This is a genomic window from Nocardioides sp. zg-1228, assembly GCF_017086465.1.
GTDB lineage: Bacteria > Actinomycetota > Actinomycetes > Propionibacteriales > Nocardioidaceae > Nocardioides.
Genome location: NZ_CP070961.1, coordinates 432,076 through 448,553, shown reverse-complemented (window position 1 = coordinate 448,553; position 16,478 = coordinate 432,076). Strand labels below are relative to the sequence as shown.

The following is a 16,478-nucleotide window of genomic DNA, read 5'->3' as shown; positions in this document are numbered from 1 at the left end:
CGGGCCAGATCGCACCGGCGATCGTGCATGACCCCTCCGCGCGCGGGTACGGCTCCGCGTGACCACCTCCGACCTGACGACGGACGCGCCCGCGCCCGCCGCCGCACCCGTGCCGCGTCCCCGCACCGGGCGCCTCGTCGTCGCCTCGGTGCCCGCCAACCACGTCTACGTCCGCCACCTCGCGCCGGAGGACGGCTCGGGGCCGGTGCGCCTGCCCGACCCGCGTCCCGCCGGTGCGGCGGCGACGCAGCAGTGGTGGCCGCCGGTCATGCTCGACCCCGCATGGGTCGCGGACCACGACTTCGACGTCTTCCACCTCCACTTCGGCTTCGACGCCCGCAGCCCTGCCGACCTCGAGGAGCTCGTCGCCGCGCTGCGCAGACGCGGCAAGCCTCTGGTGTTCACCGTCCACGACCTGCGCAACCCCCACCACCTCGACCGCGAGGCCCACGACCGCCACCTCGACGTCCTGGTGCCCGCCGCCGACGCCCTCGTCACCCTGACCGCCGGAGCGGCCGCCGAGATCCGCGAGCGCTGGGGCCGCGACGCGGTCGTGGTGCCGCACCCGCACGTCGTTCCGTTCGAGACGATGCGGCGCGCCGCCGCGATGCGCGAGGTACGCCGCCGCGGACCCCGCACCCGAGAGTTCCGCGTCGGTATGCACATCAAGAGCCTGCGCGCCGGGATGAACCCCCACGCGCTGCTGCCCGTGCTCGTCGAGACCGTCCGCGACCTCCCCGGCGGGGTGCTGCAGGTCAACGGCCACCGCGACGTGCTGCTCCCCGGCGGGGCGCGGTACGACGCCGCGCTGGCGGAGGCGCTGCACGACCACGCCGCGCGGGGCGAGGTCGACCTGCGGGTCCACGACTTCCTCGACGACGACGCGCTCTGGGCCTACCTGGCCTCGCTCGACGTCTCGGTGCTGCCCTACCGGTTCGGCACCCACAGCGGGTGGCTCGAGGCGTGCCGCGACCTCGGCACCGCCGTCGTGGCGCCCTCGTGCGGCTACTTCGCCGACCAGGGCCCGGTGCTGACCTACGGCCACGACGATGCGCACTTCGACGCCGCCAGCCTCACCGCCGCGCTGCGGGACGCCCACGCCGGGCGCGCCCACGCCCCGGTCGAGGTGGACGAGCGCCGTCGCCAGCGCGCGGCGATCGCCGTCGCGCACGCGGCGGTCTACGACGAGGTGGTGGGTCAGCGGTGAGGATCTGCCTCATCGCCTCGAGCCGCTACCCCATCCGCGAGCCCTTCGCCGGGGGTCTGGAGTCGATGACCTGGACGACCGCACGGGGCCTGGCCGAGCGCGGCCACGAGGTCACGCTCTTCGCCGGCCCCGGCTCCGACACCTCCCTGCCGGTGCGCCTCCTGCCGCTGGCGTCGGTCGAGGTGAGCGCGGCCGCGATGGCCGACAAGTTCGCCCCCGGGCACGGCTGGCTGGCCGAGCACCACGCCTACCTCGCCCTGATGCTGACCCTCGCGCGCACCGGCGCCGAGGACTACGACGTGGTGCACAACAACAGCCTCCACCACCTGCCCATCGCGATGGCGCCGGCCGTCGACGTGCCGATGCTCACCACGCTCCACACGCCGCCGCTTCCGATGATCGAGTCGGCCCTTGCGCTGTGCACCCGCCCGCCGCGCTTCGTCTCGGTGAGCGAGTGGACCGCCACCTCCTGGCGGCACGCGGTCGACAGCGACGTCGTGCTCAACGGGCTCGACCTGCGCGACTGGCCGGCCGGCCCGGGCGGTGGCCCGGCCGTGTGGTCGGGTCGCATCGTGCCCGAGAAGGCGCCGCACCTGGCGATCGCGGCCTGCCGGCTGGCCGGCGTCCCCCTGGTGGTGGCCGGGCCCGTGCAGGACCGGGCCTACTTCGATCGCGCCGTCGCCCCCCTGCTCGGCGACGACGCCCGCTACGCCGGGCACCTCGCGCAGCGCGAGCTCTCCGAGCTGCTGCGGCAGGCATCGGTGGCGCTGGTGACGCCCATGTGGGACGAGCCCTACGGGCTGGTCGCCGCGGAGGCGATGGCCAGCGGCACGCCGGTCGCGACCTTCGCCCGCGGCGGGCTCAGCCAGGTCGTGTCGCCGCAGGGCGGCGTCCTGGCCGCCCCCGGCGATGTCACCGCCCTCGCCGAGGCCGTCGTCGCGGCGACGAGGCTCGACCGGCGCGCGGTCCGTGCCCACGCCGAGTCGACGTGCAGCGCGGACGCGATGGTGGAGGGTTACCTCGACCTCTACGCCGAGCTCGCCCGGCGGGACGACGCGGCGTGAGCGCCCCCACGCCCATGCCCATGCCCGCGCCCGCGCCCGGGGGAACGATCGGCTACTACGTCCACCACGTCGGCAGCGGGCACCGCCACCGCGCGCAGGTCCTCGCTGCGCGGCTGCGCCGTGAGGGCGTCGCGGTCACCGGCCTGTCCTCGCTCGAGCGCCCGGCCTCGTGGGTCGGCGACTGGGTCCGCCTGCCGCACGACGACGACGCCAACCCCCGCGACGTCACGGCCAACGGCCACCTCCACTGGGCGCCGCTGCTGCACGACGGCACCCGCTCGCGCGCCGCCGCCGTCTCCGCCTGGCTCGAGGAGGCGCGTCCCGACCTGCTGGTCGTCGACGTCTCCGTCGAGGTGCTGCTGCTCGCCCGGCTGCACGGGATCCCTGCCGTCGGCGTGGTGCTGCCCGGGCGCCGCGACGACCCGGCCCACCTGCTCGGTCTCGGCGTCGCCGAGGTGCTCGTGGGCTTCTGGCCGCGGGCCGCCCGCGACATGACCCCCGGCCTGCCCGACGACCTGCGCGAGCGGCTGGTGCCCGTCGGCGCGCTGTCGCGCCACCCGGTGCGCCCGGCGCTGCCCAACCTGCCGCACTCCGGCGAGCGCACCGTCGCGCTGATGCTGGGCTCGGGCGGCCACGACGTGAGCCCCGACGACGTACGCTCCGCCCGGCGCGCCACACCCCGCTGGCGCTGGCACGTGCTGGGCGCCGACCGCGACACGTGGGTCGACGACCCCTCGGCCGCGCTGGCGGGCGCCGACGTCGTGGTCACCCACGCGGGCCAGAACGCGCTCGCCGAGACGGCGGCGGCCCGCCGTCCGGCCGTCGTGCTGCCGCAGCAGCGTCCCCACGACGAGCAGCGCACCACCGGCGCCGTGCTCACCCAGGGCTGGCCGGTCGTGGTGCGCACGGCCTGGCCGCAGGCCGAGGACTGGACGGCCGTCCTCGACCGCGCGGCCGCACTCGACCCGCGGCGCTGGACGCAGTGGGTCGACGGCTGGGCGGCCGACCGGTTCGCCGACGTCGTGCTCGCCACCCGCGACGACGTCCGCGCGAGGACCTCGTCGTGACCCGCGTCGCCGTCGTCACCATCGCCCACCACCGGCACGAGCACCTCGCGGCGCAGCACCGCTCCCTCGCCCGCGGCAGCGTGCGACCCGACACCTACCTCGTCGTCGCCATGGCCGACCACGGGATCGTCGACGAGCGGGTGGACGGCCTGGCCCGCGACGTCGTCCGGATCGACCGGGGGCCCGGTGGCCGCCTGCCGTTGGCCGCCGCGCGCAACCTCGGGGTCCGCACCGCGATCGACGACGGCACCGACGTCGTGGTGCTGCTCGACGTCGACTGCCTCGCCGGGCCCGGCCTCGTGGCGTCGTACGCCGACGTGGTGACGACTCGGCCGGGCTCGATCTGGTCCGGGCCGGTGACCTACCTCCCTCCCCCGCCGCCCGGCGGCTACCCCGCCGACCCGGCCGGCCTCGCGGCCTGGGACGACCCGCACCCGGCCCGGCCCCGCCCGGCGCCGGGAGAGCTGGTCGAGCAGCTCGAGCCCGACCTGTTCTGGTCGCTGTCGTTCGCCGTGGCCGCGCCGACGTGGGAGCGGCTCGGCGGGTTCTGCGAGGACTACACCGGCTACGGCGGCGAGGACACCGACCTGGCCCGCTCGGCGCGCGCCCGCGGCATCGGCCTCGGCTGCGTCGGCGGTGCCCGCGCCTACCACCAGCACCACCCGGTGAGCAGCCCGCCGGTCGAGCACCTCGACGACATCCTGCGCAACGGCCGGCTCTTCCACGAGCGGTGGGGCGAGTGGCCGATGACGGGGTGGTTGGAGGAGTTCGAGCGGCGGGGACTGGTGCGCCGCGAGGATGGGCACTGGACCCGGCACACCCCCGATCAGACCCCCGATCAGACCCCCGAGCAGCACGCAGCGAAGGAGACCGCATGAGCACGACGACCCGGACCGTGGCCGCGACCCCCGAGCAGGTGTGGGAGGTGCTGTGCGACGGCTGGCTCTACCCCCTCTTCGTCGTCGGCGCCTCACGGATGCGCGACGTCGACGAGACGTGGCCCGCGGTGGGCTCCCGGCTGCACCACAGCGTCGGCACCTGGCCGCTGCTCATCGACGACACCACCGAGGTGCTCGAGGTCGAGGAGGCCGAGCGGCTGCTGCTGGTGGCCCGCGGCTGGCCTGCGGGACAGGCGCAGGTCGAGTTCGTGCTGCGCCCCGACGGCGACTCGACGGTCGTCACCATCAACGAGGACGCCACGGCCGGACCCGCCCTCCTGATGCCCAAGCCGCTGCGCGACGTCCAGCTGCACTGGCGCAACGTCGAGACCCTGCGGCGACTCGCGTTCGTGGTGGAGGGCCGGACGCAGTGAGCCCCGGCTCGTCCGGCACCTGGGACGCCGTCGTCGTCGGCGCCGGGCCCAACGGGCTCGTCGCGGCCAACCTGCTCGTGGACGCCGGCTGGCGGGTGCTGGTGCTCGAGGCCCAGCCCACCCCGGGCGGCGCGGTGCGCAGCGACCGCGAGGTCCACCCCGACTTCGTCCACGACACGTTCAGCGCCTTCTACCCGCTGGCCGTGGCGTCGCGCGCGATCGCCGACCTGCGGCTCGAGGAGCACGGCCTGGCGTGGGAGCACGCTCCCGCCGTGCTGGGCCACCCCTTCGGCGAGGAGAGCTGGGCGGTCCTGCACCGCGACCGCCACCTCACCGCGGCCGGGCTCGACGAGCTCCGCGCCGGGGACGGCGACGCATGGCTGGACCTCTGCGGCACGTGGGACCGCATCGGCCCCGCGCTGGTCGACGGACTCACCTCGCCGTTCCCGCCGGTGCGCGCCGGGGCCCGGCTCCTCCCCGCCATCGCCCGCGCCGGCGGCCTCGACACCGTGCGCCGCCTGGCCACCCCGGTCTCCTCGCTGGGGCGCGAGCTCTTCGCCGGCCCCGCTGCGGCGCTGCTCCTCGCGGGCAACGCCGGGCACGCCGACTTCCCGCTCGCCTCGCCCGGGTCGGGGGTCTTCGGGGTGCTGATGACGATGCTGGGTCAGACCGTCGGCTTCCCCGTCCCGCGCGGCGGCGCGCAACAGCTCACCGACGCGCTCGTCGCCCGCTGCACCAGCCGCGGCGCCGAGCTGGTCACCGCCGCCGAGGTGACCGCCGTCGACGTCCGCGGCGGCCGCGTGGCCGGCGTACGCGCCCGCGACGGCCAGTCCTACGCGACCCCCGTCGTGCTCGCCGACGTCTCCGCCACCCGCCTCTTCGGCGGGCTCGTCGCCGAGGAGCACCTGCCCGACCGGCTGGTGCGCGGCATGCGTGACTTCGAGCTCGACCCCGGCACCGTGAAGGTCGACTGGGCGCTCTCCGGGCCGGTGCCGTGGCGCAACCCGCCGGCGCACGCACCGGGGACGGTCCACGTCGCCGACTCGGTGGAGGAGATGACGCAGACGCTCGCCCAGGTCTCCTCGGGGGTCGTGCCCGACCGCCCGTTCCTGCTCACCGGCCAGATGACCACCAGCGACCCCACCCGCTCCCCCGCCGGCACCGAGTCGTTCTGGGCCTACGCCCACGTCCCCCAGCCCGACCGGACCCGCAGCGACGCGGGCGGCGAGGTCGCCGGCACCTGGGACCACGACGACACGCAGCGCTTCGCCGACCGCATGCAGGCGCGCATCGAGGCGGTCGCGCCCGGCTTCGGCGACGTCGTGCTCGAGCGCCGCGTGCTCGGCCCGCACGAGCTGGAGGCGCGCGACGCCAACCTCGTCGGCGGCGCCGTCAACGGCGGCACCTCGCAGCTGCACCAGGAGCTCGTCTTCCGCCCCGTGCCGGCCATGCGAGGGCGCGCCACCACCGGCCTCCCCGGGCTCTACCTCGCGTCGGCGTCGGCGCACCCCGGCGGCGGCGTGCACGGTGCCGCCGGCGCCAACGCCGCGCGCGCCGCGCTATGGCACCGGCGCACCCGTCGGCTGCCGGGGCGCTCGTCGTCCCCCTCCCCGTCTCCGTCAGAATCGTCGTCGACCTCCCCCTCGTCCGTCTCGACCTCACCCAAGGGCCCGCGTTGACCGACCACATGACCTTCGGGTCGCTGACCATCGCCTTCGACGACCGCGTGCTGCGCCCGCGGGAGTGGACGGCCGCGCAGTCCGACTGGGCGGCCGAGCTCGCGGCCGCCGCCCCCGGTGGCACCGTGCTCGAGCTCTGCGCGGGCGCGGGGCACATCGGCCTGCTGGCGGTGGCGTCGTCCGGACGTCGCCTGCTGTGCGTCGACGCCAACCCGGTCGCGTGCGACTACGCCCGCGCCAACGCCCTCGCGGCCGGCATGGCCGACCGGGTGGAGGTGCGCGAGGGACGCCTGGAGGAGGCCCTGGAGCCCGGGGAGACCTTCCCCCTGATCATCGCCGACCCGCCGTGGGTGCCGCGCGAGCAGACCAGCCGCTACCCCGAGGACCCGCTCACCGCGATCGACGGGGGCGACGACGGCCTCGACGTGGCGCGCGCCTGCCTGACGGTCGTCGACGAGCACCTGGCTCCCGGCGGCTCGGCGGTGCTGCAGGTCGGCACCCGGGCCCAGACCGACGTGCTGCGGCAGGAGCCGTGCTTCACCGAGGGTCGGCTCGCGATGGTCGAGGTGCGACAGCAGGTGCGTGGCGTGCTGGCCCGGGTCGACCGCGCCTGAGCCGAGGATCGGTGCTCAGGGGCGCGGGATGACCTTGTGGGTCCCGTCGCACCACGGCAGCCGGCTCGACTTCTCGCACCGGCACAGCGCCACCACGGGCCGGTCGACGGCGTGGACGGTGCCGTCGAGGTCCTGCACCGACTCCGCGCCGCGCAGCAGCATCGGCCCGTGCGGCACCAGCACCACGTCGGGGTGGTCGAAGTCGCGCGCGGTCACCTGTCCACGCCCCAGGCGGTCAGCATCGCGGTGGCGAAGCGGGCCTCGACGTCGAGGCAGGTGAACGCGCCGAAGAGGATCTCGGTGAGCTGGTCGGGCTCGTCCTCGGCGAGGGTCCCGCAGATGTCGCGGGCCGCGAGGTGCTCGTGGATCGCGTCGGCCTCGACGTGCTCGTCGTAGTAGGCCGACATCGGCCCGTCGAGCTCGAGCCGCTCGAGGCCCTGCACCATCTTGCGCGAGGGCAGCGAGCTGGTCATCTCGAACGCCGCGAGGTGACCCATCGCGGCGCCGCGCAGACGGCGGTGCAGCCCGAAGAGCGAGCCGGCGTTGTTCATCTCGAGGTTCTCGGTGATCGCGTCGTCGACGTAGGCGCCGTACTCCGCACGCAGGCCGACGGCCTCGAGACCGCGGGCGAAGAGGTGGGAGTGCAGCCGGTTGGGGTCGCCGTCGCCGTACTCGTCGAACTGCAGCGCCATCAGCGCCGCCTTCGCCCGCACGGGCAGCCGGGGCACGACGAAGGCCGACGGGTCGGACTCCTTGAGGTGGTAGACCGAGCGCTGCCGCAGCAGCTCGAGCACCTGCTCGCGGTCGGCGTGCCGGCGGACGTGGTCGGCCAGCGACGGCCCGTCGTCCGCCGCGACGAGGTCCTCGAGCGCGGTCGGCACGTCGTCCGGAGCGGGCTCAGAGGAGGCGGAGGCCTCGGCCCACCGCGCCCGCAGCCGGTCCTCGAGAGCGGTCTCGAGGTCGCGGCGCACGGCGAGCAGCTCGGGGTCCCACTCGGCGCGGTCGTCGGCGTCCTCGAAGCCGCGGAACGACAGCTCGTGCAGCGTCCACAGCGAGATCGCCTCGTCGTCGCGGGAGTCGGCCTCGGGGGCCGGGCGCCCGAGGCCCGGCTCGGCGAGCCGGGCGACGAGCCACTCGCTCAGCACGCCTCGCGGCTTGGGCAGCCTCACGGTCGGAACACCACCTTGACCATGCCGTCCTCCTTGTCACGGAACTGCCGGTAGGCCTCGGGTGCGGCGTCGAGGTCGAGGTGGTGGGTGGCGAACGACTCGACGCCGAGGACGTCGTCCTCCTGCTGCAGCAGCGCGAGGATGTCGTCGCTCCAGCGGCGCACGTTGGCCTGACCCATCCGCACCTGGACCTGCTTGTCGAAGAGCTGGAACATCGGCAGCGGATCGGTGGGGGCGCCGTAGACGCCCGAGATGCTGATCGTGCCGCCGCGGCGCACGCTGTCGATGCAGCTCATCAGCGCGGCGAGGCGGTCGACGCCGAAGTTGAGCATGACCTTCTCCTGCACCTTCCTGGGCAGCAGGCCGAGCGCCTTCTGGGCGGTCTCGGCGACCGGCGAGCCGTGCGCCTCCATGCCGACCGCGTCGATGACACCGTCGGCGCCGCGGCCGTCGGTCAGCCCGCGCACCGCGTCGCCCACGCCGTCCACCTCGGTGAAGTCGATGGTCTCGGCGCCGCGACCGTGGACGCGGGCCAGCCGCTCGCGCACGGAGTCGACGACGATGACGCGCAGGCCGCGGTGCAGGCCGATGCGGGCCGCCATGTCACCGATCGGGCCGGCGCCGACGACGAGCAGCGTGCCGCCGGGCTCCACCTCGGCGTACTCCACGGCCTGCCAGGCGGTGGGCAGCACGTCGGAGAGGAAGAGGAAGCGGTCGTCGGGCGGGCCGTGCGGCACCTTGATCGGCAGCGTGTCGCCGAACGGCACCCGCAGGAGCTCGGCCTGGCCGCCGGGGACCTGGCCGTAGAGCTTGCTGTAGCCGAAGAGGCTGGCACCGGTGCCGGTGTCGGTGTTCTGGGTGGTCTCGCACTGGCTCTGGAGGCCGCGGTTGCACATCCAGCACGTGCCGCAGCTGATGTTGAACGGCACCACGACGCGGTCGCCCGGGGTCAGGCTGGTCACGGCCGACCCGACGTCGCGCACGATGCCCATGGGCTCGTGGCCGACGACGTCGCCCGGCGCCATGAAGGGCGAGAGCGGGTCGTAGAGGTGCAGGTCGGATCCGCACAGCGCGGTCGAGGTGATCTCGACGACGACGTCGGTGCGCTCCTCGATCGCTGCGTCGGGGACCTCCTTGACCTGCATGTCCTGCTTGCCCTGCCAGGTGACTGCCTTCATCGAGCAAAGACCTCCTCGGTCGGTCGTGGCCTCGTGCGCGGTCGTCGCGCACCCGGTCGTCCACCCCAGTGCCCCGGATGGCGCCGTCCATGCGTGGCGCTGCTCACCCGCGCATGGGCCCGCGGGCGCCGGGGAATCAGTGGAGCCGACCGCGCAGACCGACCGAACGAGAGGTGACCCGTGCCCGGCGACCGTGAGCCGACCGACCAGCCGACCGACGAGCCGACCGACGCGGACCGCGCCCAGCGGATCGCCGACCTCGCGACCTCCCGGGGGTTGCGGGTCGCCGCCGCGGAGTCGCTCACCGCGGGCCGGATCTCGTCCTTCCTCGGCCGGGGCGAGGCGGCCAGCGAGTGGTACCGCGGCGCGGTCGTCGCCTACGACGAGGAGGTCAAGTTCGAGGTGCTGGGCGTGACCCGCGGGCCCGTCGTGACGGCGCGGTGCGCGCAGGAGATGGCGGCCGGTGCGCGCCGGCTGCTGGGCGCCGACGTCGCGCTGGGCATCACCGGCGTGGGCGGGCCGGGACCGCAGGAGGACCAGCCGGCCGGCACCGTGCACCTCGCGATCGCCACCGGCGAAGGCACCCGCGAGCTCCTCGTCCGGCTCGGCGGCGATCCCTCCGAGGTGGTCGCCGCGGCGACGAGCCTCGCGCTCGACGAGCTCGCCGACGAGCTGTCGCGCGTACCGGCCAGCAGCTCCTGACCCGCCCGTTGGCAGGTGGTGGCGCGGCCGGACTGTCTGTGAACCTCAGGGCATGGACGACACGCCCTCCCCCGAGCACCGACGGCCCGACGGCGTCACCGACGAGACCGTGGAGGCGGTGGGCAAGCTCTCCGCCGCCCTCGACCACGTCGAGGACGCCCGCGGGCACCTCTACGCCTTCCACCGCCTCATGGGCAGCGCCGAGACCACGATGGAGGAGGCCACGGCGCTGGTACGCGAGGCCGGCCACGACGAGCTGGCCGACGCCCTCGACCGCGACGTCCTCGGCCAGAACCCGCTCCCCGGCATGTGGTCGTTCCAGATGGTCGAGGCCTTCGACGACGGCTTCTACGCCCGCACCAAGGGCCTGCACCAGCGCATCCTCGACGAGCTCATGGACGGCCGGCGCCACGTCTTCGAGGCGGAGACGAAGGAGCAGCTCCGCACCCGCGGCAGGGAGGGCCACGAGGCGCGCCCCGCCGACGTCGAGGGGCACCCGGAGTTCGACGACTGAGCGGCCGGGCGGGCGTACGCGCGTGGCGGGCGTACGCCCGACTTGGTGGGGAAGTCTGACACCTGGAGGGGGTTGCAACCCCCTCCAGGTGACGGAGTCCCCGCTCGAGCGGGGACTCCGACGACGCCGACGACGCCGACGACGCCGACGACACCGACGACGCCGACACCGGGAACGCCGACGAAGCGGAGAAGCGAGCCCCGGGCTCAGGCCTGGTCGCGCAGCTGGGGGAGGACGTCGGAGCCGTAGGCGGCGAGCATGTCGGCGTAGTGGGGGCCCATGTTGGCGACGTAGACCTCGGTGAACCCGGCGTCGACGAAGGGGGCGTAGGCCGCCACGTGGTCGGCGACGTCGGGGCCGAAGGCGCCCTGCTCGGCGAACGCCTCGCGGGTGACGAGCTCGCTGGCCTGCTCGAAGTGCTGCGGGCTGGGCAGCACCTGGCTGAGCTCACCGGGGACGCCGGAGTTGGGCCACAGCTCGTAGGCCGCGTCGATCGCGGCGTCGCGGGAGGGGCCCCAGGCCACCTTGAAGCCGGCCTGCGTCGGGGCGTCGGCGCCCTTGGCCGCGCGGAACGCCTCCACCGACTCACCGTCGGGCTGGGTGGTGATGAACCCGTCGGCGATGCGGCACGCGACGTCGAGCGCCTTCGGACCGAAGGCGCTCATGTAGATCGGCGGCGGCTGGTCGGGGAGCGTGTAGATGCGGGCGGTGTCGACCGTGTAGTGCCGGCCCTCGCGGGAGACCACCTCGCCGGTCCACAGCTCGCGGATCACCTCGACCGCCTCCTCGAGCATCCCCAGGCGCTGCTCGGCGTGGGGCCAGCGGTCGCCGAGCACGTGCTCGTTGAGCGCCTCGCCCGTGCCGACGCCGAGGGTGAACCGCCCCTCGCCGAGCAGCACCGCCGACGTCGCCGCCGCCTGGGCGACGATCGCCGGATGCGTCCGCACGGTGGGGCAGGTGACGGCGGTGGTGACCGGCAGGTCGCAGACCTGGGCGATCGCGCCGATCATCGACCAGACGAACGGCGACTGCCCCTGGGCGTTGGTCCACGGGTGGAAGTGGTCGCTGATCCACAGGCTGTCGAAGCCGGCGCGCTCCGCCAGCCGCGCCTGCTCGAGCAGCTCGTCGGGGGCGTACTCCTCACACGAGAGGAAGTAGCCGAAGCGCGTCATCGCGCAGCGTGGGCCGCGAGGCGGGGCCGGGGGCCCTCGGGCTCGGGCGACATCAGCAGCCCGTGCTGGATCGCCCACAGGACGGCCTGCGAGCGTGACGTGACCTCGATCTTGGAGTAGGCGCCGCGGATGTAGGACTTCACCGAGTTGATGCTGAGGTTGGTCTCCTCGGCGATCTCGCGGTTGGCCTTGCCGGCCGCGATCATCGAGAGCACCTCGGTCTCGCGCTGGGTGAGCGGCCACTTCTCGGCCGCCGCCTTCTCGGCCTCGGCCTGGCCGGTCCACGCGTCGACCACGACCCGGCCGTCGGCGATCTGGAGCAGGTTCCACACGAGGCGCCGCGCCGGCAGCCACTTGCTGACGAAGCCCGCGGCACCGCGCGACATCTCGGTGGACACCGCCTCGGGGCTGCAGTCCCAGCCGAACGCGACCATCCGCGTCGGGAAGCGCTGGGGGGCGGGGCGGACGCCGGCGGTGCGGCGGTGGGGTTCGTAGAGGGTCAGGTCGCACAGCGGTGCGGGGCCGTCGACCCGGTGGGACACCACGGTGACCAGTGCGGAGTGGGGCTCGAGCATGGCGCGCAGGCCGTGCACGACGAGCTCGCTCTCCTCCATGATCGCCACCTTGACGTGGCGCGTGACGGGGGCATTGGGTCGTTGCATGAGGGGGTAGTACCCCGAAGGGCGTGGCGCATGCACGGGGCCTTGTGAACGGTCGCGGTCAGGTCAGCAGTGCGCGGGCGACGCTGGCCGCCTCGGTCTCGGTGACGCCGGCATCGGCAGCCGCGGCGACCAGCATCCGCGCCGCCGCGTCGGTGGTCACCGCCATCCGCGCCGCGACCAGCCCGACGGCCACGTCGACCAGCCGCTGCTCGCGCAGCCGCTCGGGGGCCAGCTCGGCCCGACGCAGGCTGTCGAAGCCCAGGTCGGCGTTGGTCACCGCGCCGGCCTGCCACACCCCGAGGGCCTCCACGAGCCCGTCGATGCGGTCGCGGAACGCGTAGGTGGTGGAGGCGTAGAGGTCGATGGTGAGCACGGCCCTGCCGTGCTCGACCACCGGCAGCGACACCGTGCTGGCGATGCCGTCGAACGCGCGCTCGCGGGCCATGTCGGCCCAGTCGAGCTCGTCGAGCGGATGGGACGGTCCCGGCGTCGCAGGCCCGGCGCCGGCACGCTCGCCGTCCCCGTGGTGGGCACCCTCGGTCGCGGCGCGGTCGACGAGGGTGAAGGTGAGGTCCTCGTCGAGCAGGGTGACGCTCAGCGCGACGCAGTCGGGCACGGATCGCACGGCCCAGCCCTCGATGAGCCGCAGCAGGCCCTCCATGTCGTCCACCGTCAAGGTGACATACTCGTCCAACGCCTCCCGGCTTTGCGGCAGCAACTCCACGGCGATCCCCTCGACATCGGTGTTGGCTGAACTTCGATGCTCCCCGTCCGCCCATGGCCTCGCCACACCCGCTCGGGCGATGATGCATGCCCTCTCCCCGACCGGGGTACGACGCGCCTGTGAGCCCTGAGACCCAGCACCCCGTCGTCGTCCTCGACCTGGACGGCACCCTGGTCGACTCGGTCTACCAGCACGTCGTCGCGTGGCACGCGGCGTTCCGCGACGTCGGCCTGCACGTCAGCGCGGTCCGCGTCCATGAGGCCATCGGCATGGGCGGCGACCGGCTCGTCGGACACGTCGCCGGGGATGCCGCCGAGGCCGCCGTCGGCGACGACGTGCGCAAGTTGCACGACGACTACTTCGCGTCCGCCCTCCGCACCGTGCGCGCCCTCGACGGCGCCGCCGACCTCGTCGAGTCGCTCGCCGGCCACGGCCACCGGCTGGTGCTGGCCAGCTCGTCGGAGGCCCCGCTCGTCGACGAGATGCTCGACATCGTCGGCGTCCGCCGCCACCTCGCGGCGATCGTGACCGGGTCGGACGGGGCGGCGACCAAGCCGGCGCCCGACATGGTCGCGCTCTCGGTCGAGCGGGCGGGTGGGGGCACCTCGGCGGTCGTCGTGGGCGACGCCGTGTGGGACGTGCTGTCCGCCGAGGCCGCCGGGCACGCGTCCATCGGGATGCGCAGCGGCGGCATCAGCGGCGAGCGGCTGACGTCCGCCGGCGCGTCGTGGGTCTACGACGGCCCGCGCGACCTGCTGACCCGCCTCGAGGGCGGCCCGCTCCGGTTGCCCTGACGCCCCGCCCGGGGCGTCCGCGGCGAGAGGAACGTACGAAGCCCGCCGGAGTCACCTCGCACGGCGTACGGGAGGTGGAGACCGGCGGGCCTCGCGCCTGACCGCCGCGATCGCGACGACCGTGGCGTGCAGTCGATGTACCCCCTGGGGTAGGAGCTCATGCACCCCCGGCACGGATTCGTCCGCCGGTGCCCGCTCGGATCGGCGCCGGGGGGACTAGCCACCTGCCGGCGGGGTACCGGGACCGCGTGCCCGACCCCACCCCAGGAGGCCAGATGAGTCCGTCCGACGACCGGTCGCACGAGCCGTGGACCGACCCGCAGACCCACCTCGACACCGACCCGGTCAACGCCGAGCCCACCCGCCAGTCCAGCGACGAGCCCGCCCACCCCGCCGAGCCCGACGCCTCCGGGCCGGACTCCCCGCAGCGGGGTGCCGACGAGCCGGTGGAGGACGAGTCGTGACGTCGCTGTGGCTCGACCGCGCGACGCCCGTGGCCGACGACCCGCTGCCCCCGCCGGGCGCCACCCTCGACGCGCTGGTGGTGGGTGCCGGCCTCACCGGCCTCACGACCGCCCTGCTGCTGGCCCGCGCCGGACTGCGGGTGGCGTGCGTCGAGGCCCGCGAGGTCGGTGCCGTCACGACGGGCCGCACCACCGGCAAGGTGTCGCTGCTCCAGGGCACCCATCTCTCCCGCATCCGCCGGCACCGCTCCGACGAGGTGGCGGCGGCCTACGTCGACGCCAACCGCGAGGGCATGGAGTGGCTGCTCCGCTTCTGCGACGACCACGGCGTGGCCTACCAGCGGCGCACCGCGGTGACCTACGCCGCCGACGAGCAGGAGCGCTCGTCGGTGGAGCAGGAGCACCGCGCGGCCGCCGACCTCGGGATCGCCGTCGAGTGGCGCGACTCCCTGGACGTGCCCTTCCCCCACGTCGCCGCGACGGCGCTGCGCGAGCAGGCGCAGCTCGACGCGATGGACGTCCTCGGCGCGCTCGTCGAGCAGTTGCGCGCGCACGGGGGCACGCTGCACCAGGGGCACCGGGTGCGCTCGGTGTCGAAGGGCGGGCGGCCCACCGTCCGCCTGGAGAGCGGCAGGGCCCTGACCGCCGACCACCTCGTGCTCGCCACCGGCACGCCCATCCTCGACCGCGGGCTGCACTTCGCCCGGCTCGAGCCGCAGCGCTCCTACGTGCTCGCGCTCTCCGGGGCCGAGCCGCTGGAGGGCATGTACCTGTCGGCGGGCTCCGACGCCCGGTCGGTGCGCGACGCCCCGGGCGGCACGCTCGTCGTGGGCGGCGCGGGGCACGTCGTCGGGCGTACGGACTCCCACCTGGCCCACCTCGAGGCCCTCCGGTCATGGTCGGCGACGTGGTACCCCGGCACCACCGAGACCCACCACTGGTCGGCGCAGGACTACAGCAGCCCCGACGGCGTGCCCTACGTCGGCCCGCTGCGCCGGGGCGGCGACCTGATCCACGTCGCGACCGGCTACGAGAAGTGGGGCATGACCAACGCCGTGGTCGCCGCCCGCACGATCTCCTCCGACGTCCTGGGCGACCTGCCGCCGTGGGCGCAGGTGCTCGGCGCGAGGTCGTCCTCGGGCAGCAGCGCCGCCGAGGTGGCCCGGATCAACCTCGGGGTCGGCGCGGCCGTGGTCAGCGGGGCCGTGCGCACCGCCCGCGAGCGGATCCCCGGCACCGCCGGTCCGGCGCAGGCCCGCGCGTGCGGCGTCGTCGGCGTCTGCACCCACCTCGGCGGACTGCTGAAGTGGAACGACGCCGAGGACACCTGGGACTGCCCCCTGCACGGCTCGCGCTTCACCCCGGACGGGGAGGTCCTCGAGGGGCCCGCCACCCGGCCGCTGCTCAAGCGCACCGACACCACACCCGACGAGGGAGACCGGGTGGAGTGATGACCGTGACCAGCCGCCTGCCCGGCGGCGGCGCACCGGTCAGTAGTGGGTGAGGCTCGACTCCCGGGGCCGGCGCGTGGTGAGCACCCGCGCGGCGACGAAGCCGCCGACGGCGCCGAAGAGGTGGCCCTGCCACGAGACGCCGGGCTGGCCGGGGAGCACGCCGAGCAGGGCGCCGCTGTAGAGCAGGAAGACGGCGACGCCGATCATGATCTCGGTGGTGCGCCGGTTGAGGAGGCCCCGCACGATCAGGTAGACGATCCAGCCGAAGATCAGCACGGAGGCCCCGGCGTGCACGCTGCCGGGCTGCGCGAAGAGCCACACGCCGAGGCCCCCGATCACCCAGATGATCGCGGTGGCCGCGATGCCGCGGGCCACGCCGGTGGCGAGGGTGAGGAAGCCGAGCACGAGCACCGGGATCGTGTTGCTGACGAGGTGGTCGAAGCCGAAGTGCAGCGTCGGGGCGAGCAGGATGCCGACGAGGCCGTCCTCGCTGCGCGGCTGGACGCCGTAGGAGTCGAGGGGGTGGCCGGTCGCGGTGTCGAGGACCTCCAGCAGCCAGAGCAGCACGACGAACCCGCCGGTCAGCAGCGCGGCGCCCTTCCAGGCGGGCTCACGGGATGGCGGGCGGGCGGGCTGCATGCCCCTCATCGTGACATCCCGGCCGAAACCGGGCCGGATGCGACCGGGTCCCGGATCTGCCGG

Annotated in this window: 19 protein-coding genes; 12 read left to right on the top strand and 7 right to left on the bottom strand. The window is 74.8% G+C overall.

The features are described from left to right. Positions 1–58 precede the first annotated feature (58 nt). Genes JX575_RS02125 through JX575_RS02095 form a run of 7 tightly spaced genes read left to right on the top strand, consistent with a single transcriptional unit; the run spans position 59 to position 6,943 of the window. Complete coding sequence (locus JX575_RS02125) at positions 59–1,207, top strand: glycosyltransferase (RefSeq protein WP_241005300.1); 1,149 nt, start codon at positions 59–61, stop codon at positions 1,205–1,207. Further along, on the top strand, positions 1,204–2,271 hold the full coding sequence (locus JX575_RS02120; RefSeq protein WP_206054488.1) for a glycosyltransferase family 4 protein: 1,068 nt from the start codon (positions 1,204–1,206) through the stop codon (positions 2,269–2,271). The genes JX575_RS02125 and JX575_RS02120 overlap by 4 nt, the downstream gene beginning before the upstream one ends. After that, a complete protein-coding gene (locus JX575_RS02115; protein ID WP_186340047.1) occupies positions 2,268–3,338 on the top strand; it encodes a glycosyltransferase in 1,071 nt (356 codons plus the stop codon). The genes JX575_RS02120 and JX575_RS02115 overlap by 4 nt, the downstream gene beginning before the upstream one ends. Next, positions 3,335–4,216, top strand: coding sequence for a galactosyltransferase-related protein (locus tag JX575_RS02110; protein WP_186340046.1), 882 nt, complete (start codon positions 3,335–3,337; stop codon positions 4,214–4,216). Before JX575_RS02115 ends, JX575_RS02110 begins: the two co-directional genes overlap by 4 nt. Next, a complete protein-coding gene (locus JX575_RS02105; RefSeq protein WP_206054487.1) occupies positions 4,213–4,650 on the top strand; it encodes an SRPBCC family protein in 438 nt (145 codons plus the stop codon). The genes JX575_RS02110 and JX575_RS02105 overlap by 4 nt, the downstream gene beginning before the upstream one ends. Beyond that, positions 4,647–6,329, top strand: coding sequence for an NAD(P)/FAD-dependent oxidoreductase (locus JX575_RS02100; RefSeq protein ID WP_206054486.1), 1,683 nt, complete (start codon positions 4,647–4,649; stop codon positions 6,327–6,329). Before JX575_RS02105 ends, JX575_RS02100 begins: the two co-directional genes overlap by 4 nt. Continuing rightward, on the top strand, positions 6,326–6,943 hold the full coding sequence (locus tag JX575_RS02095) for a class I SAM-dependent methyltransferase (RefSeq protein WP_241005299.1): 618 nt from the start codon (positions 6,326–6,328) through the stop codon (positions 6,941–6,943). The genes JX575_RS02100 and JX575_RS02095 overlap by 4 nt, the downstream gene beginning before the upstream one ends. A 15-nt stretch (positions 6,944–6,958) precedes the next feature. On the opposite strand, the gene JX575_RS02090 is transcribed toward JX575_RS02095, so the two are convergent. From JX575_RS02090 to JX575_RS02080, 3 genes are read right to left on the bottom strand one after another with little or no spacing between them, the layout of a single operon-like run. Then, positions 6,959–7,159: a CDGSH iron-sulfur domain-containing protein gene (locus tag JX575_RS02090; RefSeq protein ID WP_241005298.1), complete on the bottom strand. Its 201-nt coding sequence runs from the start codon at positions 7,157–7,159 to the stop codon at positions 6,959–6,961. After that, the gene (locus JX575_RS02085) at positions 7,156–8,112 is read right to left on the bottom strand and encodes an iron-containing redox enzyme family protein (RefSeq protein ID WP_186340044.1); all 957 of its coding nucleotides are present in this window, start codon (positions 8,110–8,112) and stop codon (positions 7,156–7,158) included. Before JX575_RS02085 ends, JX575_RS02090 begins: the two co-directional genes overlap by 4 nt. Further along, positions 8,109–9,290, bottom strand: coding sequence for an alcohol dehydrogenase catalytic domain-containing protein (locus tag JX575_RS02080; RefSeq protein ID WP_186340043.1), 1,182 nt, complete (start codon positions 9,288–9,290; stop codon positions 8,109–8,111). The genes JX575_RS02085 and JX575_RS02080 overlap by 4 nt, the downstream gene beginning before the upstream one ends. Positions 9,291–9,470: 180 nt before the next feature. Between JX575_RS02080 and JX575_RS02075 the strand changes: the two genes are divergently transcribed. Both JX575_RS02075 and JX575_RS02070 read left to right on the top strand, forming a co-directional pair. After that, entirely contained in the window at positions 9,471–9,992 is a 522-nt protein-coding gene (locus JX575_RS02075) for a CinA family protein (RefSeq protein ID WP_186340042.1), read from the top strand. 52 nt (positions 9,993–10,044) lie between these two features. Continuing rightward, positions 10,045–10,506 carry a hypothetical protein gene (locus tag JX575_RS02070; RefSeq protein WP_186340041.1) on the top strand — a complete coding sequence of 154 codons (462 nt, stop codon included), beginning with the start codon at positions 10,045–10,047 and terminating at the stop codon, positions 10,504–10,506. Positions 10,507–10,712: 206 nt separating this feature from the next. Here JX575_RS02070 and JX575_RS02065 read toward each other — a convergent pair whose 3' ends face one another. Genes JX575_RS02065 through JX575_RS02055 form a run of 3 tightly spaced genes read right to left on the bottom strand, consistent with a single transcriptional unit; the run spans position 10,713 to position 13,016 of the window. Beyond that, a complete protein-coding gene (locus tag JX575_RS02065; protein ID WP_186340040.1) occupies positions 10,713–11,678 on the bottom strand; it encodes a TIGR03557 family F420-dependent LLM class oxidoreductase in 966 nt (321 codons plus the stop codon). Then, entirely contained in the window at positions 11,675–12,340 is a 666-nt protein-coding gene (locus JX575_RS02060; protein ID WP_186340039.1) for a response regulator transcription factor, read from the bottom strand. The genes JX575_RS02065 and JX575_RS02060 overlap by 4 nt, the downstream gene beginning before the upstream one ends. A 58-nt stretch (positions 12,341–12,398) precedes the next feature. Next, a complete protein-coding gene (locus tag JX575_RS02055) occupies positions 12,399–13,016 on the bottom strand; it encodes a hypothetical protein (protein WP_186340038.1) in 618 nt (205 codons plus the stop codon). A gap of 167 nt (positions 13,017–13,183) precedes the next feature. Between JX575_RS02055 and JX575_RS02050 the strand changes: the two genes are divergently transcribed. From JX575_RS02050 to JX575_RS02040, 3 genes are all read left to right on the top strand, one after another. After that, positions 13,184–13,858 (top strand): HAD family hydrolase, encoded by a 675-nt coding sequence (locus tag JX575_RS02050; RefSeq protein ID WP_186340037.1) that lies wholly within the window; start codon positions 13,184–13,186, stop codon positions 13,856–13,858. 275 nt (positions 13,859–14,133) lie between these two features. After that, on the top strand, positions 14,134–14,322 hold the full coding sequence (locus tag JX575_RS02045) for a hypothetical protein (RefSeq protein ID WP_186340036.1): 189 nt from the start codon (positions 14,134–14,136) through the stop codon (positions 14,320–14,322). Beyond that, positions 14,319–15,773, top strand: coding sequence for an FAD-dependent oxidoreductase (locus tag JX575_RS02040; RefSeq protein WP_186340035.1), 1,455 nt, complete (start codon positions 14,319–14,321; stop codon positions 15,771–15,773). Before JX575_RS02045 ends, JX575_RS02040 begins: the two co-directional genes overlap by 4 nt. Positions 15,774–15,812: 39 nt before the next feature. Here the strand turns inward: JX575_RS02040 and JX575_RS02035 are convergent, their stop codons facing one another. Then, positions 15,813–16,415 (bottom strand): rhomboid family intramembrane serine protease, encoded by a 603-nt coding sequence (locus JX575_RS02035; RefSeq protein WP_206054485.1) that lies wholly within the window; start codon positions 16,413–16,415, stop codon positions 15,813–15,815. Between the last annotated feature and the right edge of the window lie 63 nt (positions 16,416–16,478).